The sequence below is a fragment of the Ideonella sp. genome, assembly GCF_041914305.1.
Lineage (GTDB): Bacteria > Pseudomonadota > Gammaproteobacteria > Burkholderiales > Burkholderiaceae_C > Ideonella.
On sequence record NZ_JAYSDQ010000021.1, the window covers coordinates 55,436 to 69,186 of the forward strand.

General features: G+C 72.8%; 13 protein-coding genes. 1 reads left to right on the top strand and 12 read right to left on the bottom strand.

Annotation, left to right across the window (positions count from 1 at the left end; genetic code table 11):
• Nucleotide 1 precedes the first annotated feature (1 nt).
• The 8 genes from ACE3SG_RS23745 to ACE3SG_RS23780 are packed head-to-tail and all read right to left on the bottom strand — an operon-like array spanning nt 2 to nt 7,029.
• Nucleotides 2-454: a nuclear transport factor 2 family protein gene (locus ACE3SG_RS23745; RefSeq protein WP_374568707.1), complete on the bottom strand. Its 453-nt coding sequence runs from the start codon at nt 452-454 to the stop codon at nt 2-4.
• Nucleotides 455-476: 22 nt separating this feature from the next.
• Entirely contained in the window at nt 477-1,262 is a 786-nt protein-coding gene (locus ACE3SG_RS23750; RefSeq protein WP_374568708.1) for an SDR family NAD(P)-dependent oxidoreductase, read from the bottom strand.
• Nucleotides 1,263-1,271: 9 nt separating this feature from the next.
• Entirely contained in the window at nt 1,272-1,808 is a 537-nt protein-coding gene (locus ACE3SG_RS23755) for a DUF3833 domain-containing protein (protein WP_374568709.1), read from the bottom strand.
• Nucleotides 1,805-3,100: an MFS transporter gene (locus ACE3SG_RS23760; protein ID WP_374568710.1), complete on the bottom strand. Its 1,296-nt coding sequence runs from the start codon at nt 3,098-3,100 to the stop codon at nt 1,805-1,807. Before ACE3SG_RS23760 ends, ACE3SG_RS23755 begins: the two co-directional genes overlap by 4 nt.
• Nucleotides 3,097-3,642: a chalcone isomerase family protein gene (locus tag ACE3SG_RS23765; RefSeq protein ID WP_374568763.1), complete on the bottom strand. Its 546-nt coding sequence runs from the start codon at nt 3,640-3,642 to the stop codon at nt 3,097-3,099. The genes ACE3SG_RS23760 and ACE3SG_RS23765 overlap by 4 nt, the downstream gene beginning before the upstream one ends.
• A gap of 14 nt (nt 3,643-3,656) precedes the next feature.
• Nucleotides 3,657-4,880, bottom strand: a complete 1,224-nt coding sequence (locus tag ACE3SG_RS23770; protein WP_374568711.1) for a class I SAM-dependent methyltransferase — start codon at nt 4,878-4,880, stop codon at nt 3,657-3,659.
• The gene (locus ACE3SG_RS23775) at nt 4,877-5,695 is read right to left on the bottom strand and encodes a DUF1365 domain-containing protein (RefSeq protein WP_374568712.1); all 819 of its coding nucleotides are present in this window, start codon (nt 5,693-5,695) and stop codon (nt 4,877-4,879) included. The genes ACE3SG_RS23770 and ACE3SG_RS23775 overlap by 4 nt, the downstream gene beginning before the upstream one ends.
• Complete coding sequence (locus ACE3SG_RS23780; RefSeq protein WP_374568713.1) at nt 5,695-7,029, bottom strand: NAD(P)/FAD-dependent oxidoreductase; 1,335 nt, start codon at nt 7,027-7,029, stop codon at nt 5,695-5,697. The genes ACE3SG_RS23775 and ACE3SG_RS23780 overlap by 1 nt, the downstream gene beginning before the upstream one ends.
• 421 nt (nt 7,030-7,450) lie before the next feature.
• On the opposite strand from ACE3SG_RS23780, the gene ACE3SG_RS23785 reads away from it, so the two are divergent.
• Nucleotides 7,451-8,401 (top strand): MerR family transcriptional regulator, encoded by a 951-nt coding sequence (locus ACE3SG_RS23785; protein ID WP_374568714.1) that lies wholly within the window; start codon nt 7,451-7,453, stop codon nt 8,399-8,401.
• Here ACE3SG_RS23785 and ACE3SG_RS23790 read toward each other — a convergent pair.
• The 4 genes from ACE3SG_RS23790 to glnE all read right to left on the bottom strand — a co-directional run bounded on the left by ACE3SG_RS23790 (nt 8,398) and on the right by glnE (nt 13,527).
• Nucleotides 8,398-9,090, bottom strand: a complete 693-nt coding sequence (locus ACE3SG_RS23790; RefSeq protein WP_374568715.1) for a glutathione S-transferase — start codon at nt 9,088-9,090, stop codon at nt 8,398-8,400. The two genes, ACE3SG_RS23785 and ACE3SG_RS23790, sit on opposite strands and share 4 nt — an antisense overlap.
• A 77-nt stretch (nt 9,091-9,167) precedes the next feature.
• Entirely contained in the window at nt 9,168-10,088 is a 921-nt protein-coding gene (locus tag ACE3SG_RS23795) for a DMT family transporter (protein ID WP_374568716.1), read from the bottom strand.
• Nucleotides 10,081-10,668, bottom strand: a complete 588-nt coding sequence (gene rrtA, locus ACE3SG_RS23800; protein ID WP_374568717.1) for a rhombosortase — start codon at nt 10,666-10,668, stop codon at nt 10,081-10,083. The genes ACE3SG_RS23795 and rrtA overlap by 8 nt, the downstream gene beginning before the upstream one ends.
• A 33-nt stretch (nt 10,669-10,701) precedes the next feature.
• The gene (glnE, locus tag ACE3SG_RS23805; protein ID WP_374568764.1) at nt 10,702-13,527 is read right to left on the bottom strand and encodes a bifunctional [glutamate--ammonia ligase]-adenylyl-L-tyrosine phosphorylase/[glutamate--ammonia-ligase] adenylyltransferase; all 2,826 of its coding nucleotides are present in this window, start codon (nt 13,525-13,527) and stop codon (nt 10,702-10,704) included.
• Nucleotides 13,528-13,751 lie beyond the last annotated feature (224 nt).

Genomic DNA, 13,751 nt, shown 5'->3' on the forward strand with positions numbered 1-13,751 from the left:
GTCAGCGCGGCGGCGTGGCCAGCCGGCGCTGCAAGGCCCGCATCAGCACGCCCAGCACCGGCAGCTTGGCGTACAGCTCTTCGGCGGCGTCCCAGTAGTCGCGGTGCAGTGTGATGCGCCCGCCGGCGTCGAAGCGCAGGTGGCTCGCGCCGTGGATCGTCATCGGCTTGCCGCGCAGCGCGAAATCCATGTCCCACACCAGCGCGCAGTCGGTGGCGCTGCCGATGACCTGGGCGATGCGAAAGCGCGGCGACTGCAGCGCGTCGAACATGTGGGCGTAGATGCGGCGGACCGCGTCGACGCCGACCACGTCGTTGAACGGGTCCTTGAAGCGGGCCTGCGCGGCGTAGATGTCGCCCAGGCGGTCGAGGTCGGCCGGGGCCATCGCCTCGAAGAACGAGACCACCCGGGCCAGGTGGGGTTCGGGGTGACGGGGCGGGTGGGCGGTCGGCATCGTGGCGAAAGGGTCGAAGGGTTCAAAGGCCGGTGGCGCGGCGCACCAGCGCCTCGTACGGCCCGGTCGGCAGCCAGCGCATGGCCTTCAGCAGCCGCGTGAAGCGGCGCGGGAAGTGGATCTCGAAGTCGCCGCGGGCCCAGCCGGCCAACATCTCCTGGGCGGCTTGCTCGGGCTCGATCAGCGCCGGCATGCGGAAGTCGTTGCCGGCCGTCAGCGGCGTGCGCACGAAGCCCGGGTTGACCAGCGACACGCCCACGCCCAGCGGCGCCAGGTCCAGGTGCAGCGACTGCGCCAGGTGGATCAGCGCCGCCTTCGTCGGCCCGTAGGCCAGCGCCTTCGGCAGCGCGCGGTAGCCGGCCACGCTGGCCACCAGGCTCAGGTGCGCCGGCTGGCGCGCGGCAGCCTGCGCGCGCAACCGCGGCAGCACCGCGGCGATCAGGTGCAGCGCGCCGGTCACGTTGACCTGCTGGTGCTGCAGCATCGTGTCGAGGTCGAACTCGGTCGCGCGCAGCGGCTGGTAGATGCCAGCCGCGAAGAGCACCAGGTCGAGCCGGCCGTGGCGCGCGTGCAGTGCATCGGCCGCGCTTTGCACCAGCGCGCGGTCGGCCACGTCGAGCACCAGTGCCTCGGCGCCCGGGTGCGCGGTGACGAAGGCGGCCAGCGCGGGCTCGCTGCGCGCCGAGACGATCACCCGCGCGCCGCGGGCGTGCAGCGCCTGCGCGACCGCCAGCCCGATGCCGGTGGACGCGCCCACCAGCCAGGCCACCCGGCCCTGCCAGTCGTCGATCCGCGGGTTCAAGGGCATCACCGGGCTTCAGGGCTTGTGGAACGACAGTGTGACCTCGCCCAGGTCGATGCCGAACTTGCTCATGCGGGCTTTGTTCAGCATCACCTTGTCGTCGACCAGCCACATCCAGTCGTCGAAGGCGACGTTCCAGACCCGGCCGTCGACCGGCAGCGCCAGCGTGTAGCGCCAGTTCAACGCATTGCCGCGCGCCTGGCCCTCGGCGGTGCCGACCACGTCGTCGGCGCGGCCGGTGTAGCGGCCGTCGGCACCGCGGGTCAGGTGCCAGACACGGCGCTGGGTCTGGCCGTCGCTGTAGCGAAAGTCTTCTTCCAGCACGCCCTCGTCGCCGGTCCAGCGCCCGACCAGGGCGACCGTGAAGCGGCGCACGACCTTGCCCGAACGGTCGGTGAACACGCCGTGCGCCTGCAGCGGGCCGTTGAAATAGTTCGCCAGGTCGAGCACCGGTGTCTCGTGGGCGTAGTCGGCCGGGGTCGGGCCGGCACAGCCGGCCAGGCCGGCGATCACCAGGGCGACCGTGATCCATCGTTGGTCAGTGCGTTTCATGCGTCAGGCTCCCGTCGTATCCATCCCCACCACAGGCCGGCCAGTGCCGCGGCCTTCAGCGCGCACGGCAGCAGCGCGTAGACCGCCGCCAGCGCCGAGACGCCGGCCGGGTCCGCCTGGCCGGGCTGGTAGCCCAGCCACTGCAGCAGCGGCAGCGCCAGGCCGGCGGCCAGCGCGAGGTTCAGCTTGGTGGCGGCGCTCCACCAGCCGAAGGCCACGCCTTCGGCTCGGCCACCGGCCTGGCGCAGCAGCCCGGCCAGCAGCGCCGCCGGCGCGCACAGATCGGCGCCGAGCGCCAGCCCGCTGGCGGCGCAGACCAGGGCAAACCACAGGCCATCGCCCGCGCCCAGGGCGGCGGCGCCGACGAAGCTCACGATCGCCAGCGCCATGCCCAGGGCCCAGGCCCGTGCCAGGCCGAGGCGGCCGATGAGGCGCACCCACACCGGCAGCGAGGCTGCCGCGGCGCTGAAGTACAGGCCCAGCAGCCAGGGCTCGCCCGCGGGCCATTGCAGCCGGTCGCGGATGAAGAACAGCACCAGCGTCGCCGGCAGTGCGCTGGCCACACCGTTCAGCAGGTAGATGCCGAGCAGGCGGCGAAACGCCGGCCAGCGCCACGGTGCCCACAACCCGGCCGGCGCTGCGGTGCCGCCGGTGGCCTGCGGCGCCGGGGCGAGGCCGAGCGTGGCCAGGCCCAACGCCAGCGCGAGGGCCAGCGCCGCGCTCGTCGCGCCGAGCCCGGCGGCGCTGGGCAACACGCTGGCCACGATCACGCCGAGCAAGGCCGCACCTTCGCGCCACGCGACCACCCGCGCCCGCTCGGCGGCCGTCTGGCCCAGCCGCGCGCCCCAAGCCTGGTGCAGCACGCTGAGGCCGCTGTAGGCGAGGTAGCACGCCACCAGCGCGCCGCCGGCCCAGGCCAGCAGCGCCGGCGTGCCGCGCACCGGCGGAAAGAACAGCGCCTGGAACGCCGCCGCGAGCAGCAGCGCCGCCGCCCCGGCCACCGCCATCAGGCGGGCCCTTGGCCAGTCGAGCAGCCGGTCGACGAGGCGGCCGATCAGCGGGTCGAGCAGCGCATCGAGCGCCCGCACCGCCAGCAGCAGCGCGCCGAGCGAGGCCAGCGGCACGCCGAGGCCGGCGGCGTAGTGGTGCGGCAGCAGCACATACAGCGGCAGCGCGACGAAGGCCAGCGGCAGGCCCAGCAGGCCATAGAACAGCCCTGGAAGACGTGGCCGTTGCGCGGCCCCGGCTCCGGCTGGGGGCACGGCGCCGAGTGCTCGGCCCACCGGCGTCATCGCGGGCCTTCGAGCAGCGCCTGCCGCAGGCCCGGCTCCGACGTCCAGCGCGCCAGCCAGATGCCGAAGAACAGCGCGGTGAAACGCGTGTCGCGCAACTCGCCGACGAAGCGCCCGTTGAGGTGAAAGCGTGCCGCCTGGCCCGGCACCTGCACGCCGGTGATGCGGTCGCCGTCGCCTACGTCGGGGAACAGGCGCTTCATCGTTGCCAGCCAGGTCGACGAGGTGGCCTCGTCGAGCGGGCCGGCGCGCTGCATCTCGGCCAGCGAGCGCTCGGCGATGCGCTCGCCGCTGAGCGCGCGGCGGTAGGTGATCTCGAGCGCCAGCGGCTGGCGATCGGCCTCGCCAGCCCGCACCGGCTCGGGCGCCCACAGCGTGATGTCGTAGACCGGCAGGCCGAGAAAACGCATCCGGCCCTGGCCCTGCCGGCGCGGCGCGGGCGCGTCGGGCCATTCGCCGCGCAACTCGGGCGGTGCCGCGACCTCGGCGCGGCCGAGCCAGGGCAGGCTCAGCGGCAGGGCCAGCAGCAGGCGGCGTTGCATCACGGCGCGGGCCTTCAGGCGCGCTGCAGCGTGAACTGCATGACGCTGGTGCTGCCGGCCTCGAACGCGGCCTCGCAGTACGCGAGGTAGAACTCCCACAGCCGCATGAAGCGGTCGTCGTAGCCCTGGGCGCGCACCTGCGCCTCTTGCGCGAGGAAGGCGCGCCGCCAGTGCTGCAGCGTCAGCGCGTAGTCGGCGCCGAAGTCCAGCTCGTTGACCACCGCCAGCCCGGCCTCGGCCGCGGCCGCGCGGAAGGCCGACGGGCTGGGCAGCAGGCCGCCCGGGAAGATGTACTGCTGGATGAAGTCGGTGCCGCGCACATAACGCTCGAACAGGTCGTCACGGATCGTGATCGACTGGATGCAGGCCCGGCCGCCCGGCTTGAGCTTGTCGTGCACGCTGCGGAAGTAGCCGGCCCAGTACTCGCGGCCCACCGCCTCGAACATCTCGATCGAGACGATGCCGTCGAAACCCGTCTCGGGGATGTCGCGGTAGTCCTGCAGCCGCAGGTCTGCCGCCAGGCCCTGGCCGGCCAGGCGCTGCCGGGCGTGGGCCAGCTGCTCTTTCGACAAGGTCACGCCGGTCACCGCCAGCTGGCGCTCGCCGGCGGCCAGCTCGGCCACCGCGCCCCAGCCACAGCCGATCTCCAGCACGCGCTGGCCCGCGCCGAGGCCACATTCGTCGAGCGCGCGGCGCATCTTGGCGCGCTGGGCGTCGGCCAGCGACTGGGTCGCGTCGCCGCCGAACCAGGCGCTGGAGTAGTTCATCGTCGGGTCGAGCCAGAGCCGGTAGAACGGGTTGCCCAGGTCGTAGTGCGCGGCGATGTTGCGCCGGCTGCCGGCGCGCGAGTTGCGGTTCAGCACGTGGCGCAGGCGGTACCACAGCGCGCCCCACCAGTGGCCATACAGCGCGCGGTCGATCGCCTCGCGGTTGGCCAGGAACAGCCGCAGCAGCGCGACCAGGTCGGGCGAGCTCCAGCCGCCGTCGATGTAGGCCTCGCCGAAGCCGACATCGCCGCTGCGCAGCGTGGCGGCGCAGACCGACCAGTCGTGCAGGCGCAGGCAGGCCTGCGGTGCGCCGCCGGTGCCGAAGACGAGTTGCCGACCATCGGGGCACTGCAGGTGCAGCGTGCCGGCCTGCAGCCGCTGCAGCAATCGCAACGCGGTGCGGGCGGCGGCGGGGGCGGTGCGGGGCAGCGCGCCGAAGACGCCGGGGCGGGCCAGGGTGTCGGTGTTCATGGGGAGCTCACAACGGCAGGGTCGGACAAAGGGGCGCGGTCCGGGGCGGACACGCTGTGCACCGGCGGTGCCGGCTTGCGAAAGAACGGCACCCCGCGCCACCACAGGCGCAGCGCCTGCAGGTGGATGCGCGCGACGACCGCCAGGCTCTGCAGCGGCATGCGCCACAGCGCGGCGCGCGAGCTGGCGGTGGTCAATGGCTGCAGCCGGCCGCTGACGCTGGTGGTCAGCAGCGGGCCCTCGGCGTCGTCGTGCTCGATGCGCACCACCGTGCGCGCCGCGGTGCGCATGAAACGAAAGCGGTAAAGGCCGTCGGCGCGGCAGAACGGCGAGACGTGAAAGACCTTGCGCGCCTGCAGCTCGGTGCCCCAGCCCAGCTGCGGGCCGGCGAGCAGGTAGCAGTGGCGCTCGCCGAAGGTGTTGTTGACCTCGGCGACGATCGCCGCGAGCGAGCCATCGGCGCGGTGGGCGTACCAGAAGCTGACCGGCTTGAAGACGTGGCCCAGCATGCGCGGCAGGCAGTGCAGCCAGACCTCGCCGTCGGCATCGGCCACGCCCTCGCGGGCCAGCAGCTCGTCGAACCAGGCCAGGCAATCGGCGCGGCCGTCGCCGTGGTCGGCGTCGTGGAAGCTGGCCCAGCCGAACCGGTTGCGCGCCAGCGCGGCCTCGGGCTGCGTGCGCAGCGTGCGCAACGGCAACAGCCAGAAGAAGGCCGGGTAGGCAAAGGCGTGTTGCACCGGCCGCAAGCGGGCATGGCGCACCTCGCCGATACCGAGCAGCGGCTGCGGGGGGCGGTCGGTGGCCGGCGGGTTCATCACGCGGCGTCGCGCCACACGGGCGTGTCGGCCCATTGGGTGGACAAGGCCTGCGCCACCTGGCGGCCCGAGACGAAGCCGTCTTCGTGGAAGCCGTAGCGTGTCCAGGCGCCGGCAAACCACACACCGCCGCGGCCTTGCAGCGCCGGCAGGCGGCGCTGCGCCTCGACGGCGGCCTGGTCGAACACCGGGTGCGCGTAGCTGAACTCGCCATGCACCAGCGCCGGGTCGGGCTCACGCAAGGGGTTCAGCGACACGATCACCGGTTGTTGCCAGGGCAGCGGCTGCAGCTGGTTGATCAGGTAGTGCAGGCAGACGCGGCCCGGCTCGGCGCCGGCGGCCGCGGCCTCGTAGTTCCAGGCGGCCCAGGCGCGCCGGCGCTGCGGCAGCAGGCGCGCATCGGTGTGCAGCACCGCGCGGTTCGGCTGGGTGCGGATCGCACCGAGCACCGCGCGTTCGTCGGCGCCGGCATCGGGCAGCAGCGCCAGGCTCTGCGGCGCGTGGCCGGCCAGCACGACCGCGTCGAAGCGCTCGCTGCCGGCGTCGCTGTCGACCCAGACCCCGGCCTGGCCACCCAGCGCACCGGGCGGGCGGCGCCGCACCGCACACACCGCGCAGTGGCGGCGGGCGTCGGGCAGCTTGGCGACCAGGCGCCGCACATACTCGCGCGAGCCGCCCGCCACGGTGAACCAGCGCGGCCGGTTGGCCACCTGCAGCAGCCCGTGGTTGTGGCAGAAGCGGATCAGCGTGCCGACCGGAAACGCCAGCATCTGCGCCATCGGGCACGACCAGATGCTGCCGATCATCGGCAGGAAATACGCCTCGCGGAACAGCGGGCCGAAGCGGTGCTCGTCGAGAAAGTGGCCGACGCTCTGGTTCAGCGCCTGGTCGTCGCCACGCTCGGCAATGCCGGTGGCCAGCCGATTGAATCGCAGGATGTCGGCCAGCATCGCCAGAAAGCGCGGCGACGCCAAGTTGCGGCGTTGGGCGAAGACGGCGTTCAGGTCGCTGCCGGCCCACTCCAGCCCGCGCGCCGGGGCCTGGACGGAAAACGACATGTCTGACCCGGCGGTCGGCACGCCCAGGCGCTCGAACAGCCCGATCAACCCCGGGTAGGTGCGCTCGTTGAAGACCAGGAAGCCGGTGTCCACCCCATGGCGAATGCCATCGAGCGTCAGGTCGACGGTGTGGGCATGGCCGCCGAAACGGTCATCGGCCTCGAACAGGGTGACGGCGGTGCGGCTGCTGTCGTGGGCCAGGTGCCAGGCGCACGACAGGCCGGCGATGCCGGAGCCGACCACCGCCACGCGGCGCGGCGCCACGGAGGCGGCCATCACCGGCAGCCCCCGTGGGCGGGAAGAGAAGAGAGCCGCGCAGCGCCCTGGAGCGAATGAGGGAGGGAGGGAGGAGGAGAGGCGCTCCCGGGGGACAACCAGTCGAACTGGCAGGCTGCGCGGCCGAAAGAGGACAGGCCCGGGCGTCGCAAACCCAGACCCGGGAGGGCCGCCGAAGCGGTCTTCCCTGCTCGTTGGGAGTTTCCCTCAGCAGCGAAGTTCCGCCCAGCATGAGGGTTTTTCTGCGAATCGACCGCAGCCGGGCGGGTTGGCGACGGCAAAACAACGAGCAATTTCATGTTTGTCCTAGACAAATCAATCGAGCAAGCGCATCTTAGAAGGAATCCGCGCGTCTTGCACGGCGTTGTCCATGACAATCTTGTCGACCATGTCTAATCCGCCACCTTCTGCCGCCCCTTTGTTGTCCATTGCCGAGGTCGAACGCGACACCGGGCTGGGCAAAGACACGTTGCGCGTGTGGGAGCGGCGCTACGGCTTCCCGGCCCCGGCGCGCGATGCCCAGGGCCAGCGCCTCTATACGCAGGCCGAGGTCGATCGGTTGCGCCAGATCGCGTCGCTGCTGCGCGCGGGGTACCGGCCCGGCGGGGTGGTGCCGCTGGACGAGGCTGGGCGCCTGAGCTTGCTGAACCCGGCGCCCAGCCCGGCGCCGGCCGGCGCGGCCACCGAACGGGCTGAACCCGGCGCGTCGGCCGTTCAGTCGGCCACGATCACGGCGGTGCTGGACACGCTGACCCGCCGCGACGGCCTGGGCCTGCGCCGGCAGCTGCAGCAAGCATTGACGCGGCTGGGCCTGGCGGCCTTCGTGACCGATTTGATGGCGCCGCTGGCCACTGCGGTGGGCCTGGGCTGGATGCGCGGCGAGTTGCGCGTGGCCGAAGAGCACCTGTTCACCGAGGTGGCCCACAGCGTGCTGCGCCAGGGTTTGCTGGCCTTGCCCGAGCCGGTGCCGGGCGCGGCGCCGCGGGTGCTGCTGACCACGCTGCCCGGCGAGCCGCACGGGCTGGGGCTGTTGATGGCAGAGGCGATGTGCGCGCTCGAAGGCGCGTGGTGCGTCAACCTCGGGCCGCAGACGCCGATCGACGACATCGTCGCGGCGGCCGGCTGGCACCACGCGCAGATCGTGGGCCTGAGCGCCACCGGCAGCCTGCCGGTGCGCTGGTTGCGCCAGGGCCTGACCCAGCTGCACCAGCGCCTGGCGCCGGGCACGGCCTTGTGGCTGGGCGGCTCGGCCGCTAGCGGCCTGCGCGGCCTGGCGGGTGTGGTGCGAATCAGCGACTTGCGGCTGATCGCGCCAGCGCTGACGGCCGCGGCGGGCCCGAGCGGGCCGGACGCTGTCAGCGTGACGGGTTAGGCCGCCGGCTTCGCTGCGGCGGCGGCCTTGGCCTTGATCGCGGCGATCTGCGCGTCCTGCGCGGCCTTGCGATCGGCCGAGACGGTCACCGCCGACGGGCGCTCGCCGACCAGCTTGATGTAGGGCTTCCAGTCGATGCCGCCTTCGGCCAGCAGGTCGACGCCGTAGATCGTCTTGCTGGCCATCGCCACCAGCGGCAGCGTCACGAACGCGGCGCAGTCGGCGCTGGTGAATTCAGGCCCGGCCACGTAGGGCGCGAACTTGGCCAGGCGCTTGAAGGCGACGATGTTCTTTTCCAGCAGCTTGCGCACGCGGGCCTGGTTGGCCTCGCTGACGGTGCCGCCGAAGAAGGCCTGCGGGTACAGCTCGCGCGCCACCAGCTCGAGGTGCAGCTCGATGAAGGTCGTCAGCTCGCGCACCTTGGCCGCGGCCCACGGGTCGGCCGGCACCAGCGCGGGCGCCGGGTAGGCGGCTTCGAGGTACTCGACGATGACCTCGCTCTCGCACAGCGTGCGGCCGTCTTCGAGCCGGATGAACGGCACCTTGCCCAGCGGCGAGGCGTTGAGCGTGGTGTCGTCCTTGGCGCCGGTGCCGACGTATTCCTCGGTGAAGGCGATGCCCTTTTCGAGCAGCACCATCTTGACCTTGTTGTAGTAGTTCGAGACGGCAAAGCCGCACAGCGTGATCATCGAGGGGTCTCCTTTGAAATCGATCGGCGCAGTCTAGCCAGCTTGATTGGCCTACCTTGCCGCCGAGGCGACAGCGCTCAGCCCGGGCGCCGCCGCCGGCTGACCAGCGCAATGCCGCCCACCACCGCCACCAGCGCCAGCACCAGGCGCGGTGTCAGCGGCTCGCCGAGCAGGCCCACCCCGGCGGCCAGGCCGAAAATCGGCGTCAACAGCGTGAACGACGAGATCTGCGTGGCCGGGTAGTGGCGCACCAGCCAGAACCACAGCAGGTAGCTGGCGAAGGTGACGACCACGGTCTGGAACACCAGCGAGCCCCAGGCCAGCACGCTGGCGTGGTGTGGCCAGCCCTCGCCGGTGGCCAGCGTGGCGCCGCCCAGCAGCAGGGCCGACACCACCAGCTGGTACATCAGCGTCTGCTCGGCCGGCGCGCTGGACAAGGGCGTCGCGCGGATCGTCAGCGTCGTGCCGGCCCACAGCGCCGCGGCCATCACACCCAGCGTGTCACCCCACCACTGGTGCGGGTTGGCGGGTGCATGGCCCGAGAAGCTGTCGCCGAACGCCGCGGCGACACCGGCAAAGGCCAGCAGCAGCCCGGCCAGCTGCCGGCCACGCAGTGTTTCGCCCGGCGCGATGAACGGCATGCCCAGCGCGACGAAGAACGGCGCGAGGTAGATGAACACCGCCATCCGCGACGCGCTGGTGTACTGCAGGCCGACGAAGATGCAGCCGAACTCGAGCGCGAACAACGCGCCGGCCAGCAGGCCACCACGCACCGTGGCGGTGGCGTTGCCGCGCGGGCGCAGGTCGATCCGGCGCACCAGCGTGAACAGCCCCAGCAGCAGCGCCGCGCCGGTCGAGCGCAGGGCCGCCTGCAGCAGCGGCGGGATCTCGGCCACCGCGACCTTCGACGCGCTCTGGTTCACGCCCCACAGCGCGGCGCACAGCAGCAGGCTGGCGACGGCCCAGCCGTCGAGGTGGGCGCGGCGGCCGTCAGTCATCGGTCGGCCCGGCACTGCGCGGCGTGCGGCCGATCAGGCCCCAGGCCAGCAGCCCGGCCAGCGCGCCGCTGGCGTGGGCGGCGGGCGCGAGCGCGAAATCCCAGCCATCGACCGTGCGGGTGGCCGGGCCCCAGGGCGCCTCCGACAGGATCTTGGCCAGCAGGCCGAGCAGCAGCAGCGCGCCCACCGCCTGGCCGCGGCGGTCGCCGCGCCGCGCCAGCAGGTGGCAGCCGGCGATCGCCGCGGCGGCGTGCAGCACGCCCGACAGGCCGCCGTAGTGGCGCAGCGCCGGCTGGGCCAGCAGCCCGGCCTGCGTCAGCGGCCAGGCCAATGCCCAGGCGGCCACCGCCCGCGTGCCCAGCTGGGCGCGCCAGCCCAGCCACGCCAGCGCGGCGCAGCCGGCCAGGTTCATCAGCAGGTGGTGCAGGCTCCAGTGCACCCAGGCTGCGCTGACCGCACGCCACGGTTGCGACCCCGCCAGAGAGGGCTGCCAATCGAGCAGCTCGCTGGGCAGCGGAAAGGCCAACACCGCGCCCAGCGCCGCCACGGCGGTGGCCAGCGGCCAGGCCCAGGCCGACATCGGGCGGCGCCGGGCCGGTGGTTGAGGCAAGCGCTAGCCCCCGAACACCGCGCGCCACAACGCGTGGATCGCCGCGCGTTCGGTGGCCAGCAGCGCCGGGTCGAACTGGGTCGGCTGCTCGTCCAGCCGCGCCCGGTGCTGGGCCCGGCGCAGCTCGCGGTAGGCATCGGCGGCGGCCGCCCCCACGCCGGTGGGCAGCAGCCCGGCGTCTTCGGCCCGTTGCAGCAGCGCGATGTTGCCCTTGTTGTCCAGCAGCGCCGGGTGGCGGGCACCTTCGGCCAGCACCAGGTACTGCACGGCGAACTCGGCGTCCATCATGCCGCCGTCGCTGTGCTTGACGTCGAAGCGGCCGCTGGGCACCGGCCGCGCGGCGCGCACCTTGTCGCGCATTGCCGCCACTTCGGCCCGCAGCGCCTCGGCCTCGCGCGGCATCGACAGCACCTCGCGCCGCGTCGCCTCGAAGCGCGCGCCCAGGTCGGGCGAGCCGGCGCAGAAGCGGGCCCGCGACAAGGCCTGGTGTTCCCAGGTCCATGCGGTGTTGCTGCCGCGGCCGCGCTGGTAGCGCTCGAACGAGTCGATCGAGGTCACCAGCAGGCCCGAGTTGCCGTTGGGCCGCAGGGCGGTGTCGATGTCGAACAGCTCGCCGGCGGCCGTGCGCAGCGTCATCCAGTTGATCAGCTTGCGCACGAAAGCGCCGTAGACCTCTTGCGCCCGGTCGGGGTCGGCCTCGTCGGCATCGTCGTAGAGAAAGACGAGGTCGAGGTCGCTGCCGTAGCCGAGCTCCAGCCCGCCCAGCTTGCCGTAGGCGATGACGGCGAAGTGCGGCACCTCGCGGTGGCGCTGCTTCAGGTGGCGCCAGGCCCAGCGCAGGCAGCAGTCGACCACCGCGTCGGCCAGCGCCGACAGGTCGTCGGCCACCTCTTCGACCGTGATCCGGCGCTCGACATCACGCACCAGCGTGCGGAAGACCTCGGCATGGTGCGCGCGGCGCAGGGTGTCCAGCAGCGAGCCTTCGTCGGCCTCACCCGAGCGCACCCACGCGGCGTGGCGCTCTTCGAGGTCGGCCACGAAGCCGGCGCGGTCGAAGCGCTCGCGCAGCTGGCGCTCGTCGGCCAGCTCGTCGATCACGCCCGGGTGGCGGATCAGGTAGCGCATCGGCCAGCGGGCCAGGCCCAGCAGGCGCAGCAGCCGGCGCTGCACCTCGGGCCGCTCGACCAGCAGCGCGAGGTAACTCTCGCGCCGCAGCAACGGCTCGACCCAGTCGACCAGCCGCAGCGCGGCGTCGAGCGTGCACTCTTCTTTCGCCACGCCGGCGGCGGCGCGCAGCATCAGCTTGCCCAGGCGCAGCTTGCTCTCGTCGCGCAGCGCCTGCACCCGCGGGTGGGTGGCGAAGCTGCGCACCCGCTCGGCCAGCGCCGGCGGCAGGCGGTCGAGCAGCGCTTCGTTGTCGAGCGCCAGCGGGCCGTCGCCGCATTGTTTGCAGCCGCCGTTGCCCGGCCGGCCGGCGGCGGGCGCCTGGCCGTCGTGCAGCAAGGCGTCGAACTCGGTCGCGACCAGCTCGCGCACGCCGCACAGGCGGTCGAGCAGCGCGCACGAGGGCGACAAGCCGCCGCCGGGCTGGCGGCACGCCTCGGGCAGCGGCAGGCAGCTGCCGTCGTAGCGCGGTGCGGTGTCGTTCTCGGTCAGCGATGCCAGGCTGCCTGCGATCCACGCCAGGTCGCCGTCGACCGTGGGCAGCAAATGGGTCTGCTGGTCGTCGAGGTACTGGATGCGGTGCTCGACCTGGCGCAAGAAGACATAGGCGTCGGCCAGCTTGCGCGCGTTGTCGGCCTTCATCAGCCCGCCGGCGGCGAGCTTGTCGAGCGCCTTCAGGGTCGAGCGGGTGCGGATCTCGGGGAACTGGCCACCGCGGGCCACCAGCAGCAGCTGCACGATGAACTCGATCTCGCGGATGCCGCCGCGCGAGAGTTTCACGTCGTTGGCCCGCTCGGGCCGGCCGGCGGCGCGGCGCTGGGCCTCGTCGCGGATCTTGCGGTGCAGCTGGCGCAGGCCCTCGAAGACGCCGTAGTCGAGGTACTTGCGGTAGACGAACGGCGTGACCAGCGAGCGCAGCGCGACCGCGCGGCCGCTGCTGATGGCCGCCCGTGGCGCGACCACGCGGCTCTTCAGCCAGGCGAACCGCTCCCACTCGCGGCCCTGAACGAGGAAATACTCTTCCAGCATCGCCAGGCTGACCACCGGCGGGCCCGAGTTGCCGTTGGGCCGCAGCGCCAGGTCGACGCGGAAGACGAAGCCGTCGTCGGTCACGTCGCCGATCAGCGTGTACAGCTGGCGCGCGACCTGCGAGAAGTATTCATGGGCCGAGATCACGCCGGCCGGGCCGCCGGTGGTCTGGCCGTCTTCCTCGTAGACGTAGATCAGGTCGATGTCGGACGAGACGTTCAGCTCGCGCGCGCCGAGCTTGCCCATGCCGACGATCCAGAAATCGACGCGCTGCCCGGCGGCGTCCAGCGGCGGGCCGTGGCGGGCGTCGGCCTCGGCCTGCGCCTGGGCCAGTGCGCGTTCGAGCGTCGACTCGGCCAGCGCGGTCATCGCGGCGGTCACGTCGGCCAGCGGCGCGGCCTGTTCGATGTCGAGCACCGCCAGGCGCTCGATCACCAGTTGGCGCGCCACACGCAGGGCCGCCGGCAGCGGCCGGCCACCCTGTTCGAGCGTGGCGATCAGCGCCAGGATCGTCGGCCCATCGGGCACGCCCGGTGGCAGCAGCGGCAGCTCGGCCGCATAGCGCCGGCGCACACGCTGGACGAAGCGGCTGTGGTCGGCCGCTGGTGGGGTGGGCGGGGTGGTGGGCGGCAGCACCTCGGGCGACGGCGTCGTCGCGTCGGGGCCCAGGGCGGCCGGCGGCAAGGAACCGATCAGGTCCACGAGGGCTCTGTGCTAGATTGACCCGCTGGCGCGGCAATGGGCCGTCGGCCCCTCACGACCGCGCCCGTCCAAAAGGCTGGCGCCGGGGCCTGCCGCCCGGTTTTGTTCATGCCTTTGATGCCCTCTCGTTCCACCGAGCGCGTGCCTTTGCTTCGCCG